Origin of the sequence: Mariniradius sediminis (assembly GCF_021491425.1) — a bacterium.
Classification (GTDB): Bacteria; Bacteroidota; Bacteroidia; order Cytophagales; family Cyclobacteriaceae; genus Mariniradius; species Mariniradius saccharolyticus.
Genome location: NZ_JAKEVZ010000076.1, coordinates 1 through 288 on the forward strand (window position 1 = coordinate 1; position 288 = coordinate 288).

The following is a 288-nucleotide window of genomic DNA, read 5'->3' on the forward strand; positions in this document are numbered from 1 at the left end:
TTCTGCTCGGTTCCTCCCAACAGTTTGGAAATACTTTCATTTTCCACCCCCATGGTTTTAACGCCCTTGATAATTTCGCGGGTTCTCCAGGGTGATTTCTGATAATAATAATTTGAGATGGTTTCAGTCAGGTAAACAGGTAGGAAGGGCTGACCTTCCGTAGTATCCACATTGTCAAAAATGAAATCAAAGGGTTTAAGCGGACCTAATTCCTTCAGTTTTTCCTTGTTGATGCGGTTCAGGTCAAGTTCCAGCTTGTTGTATAATTCGTAGGTGAAATTGCTGAAC

At 41.7% G+C, this 288-nt stretch carries 1 pseudogene; it reads right to left on the bottom strand.

Annotated elements, in window-relative coordinates:
- Positions 1-288: pseudogene (locus L0U89_RS20345) on the bottom strand (hypothetical protein); the annotation flags it as partial.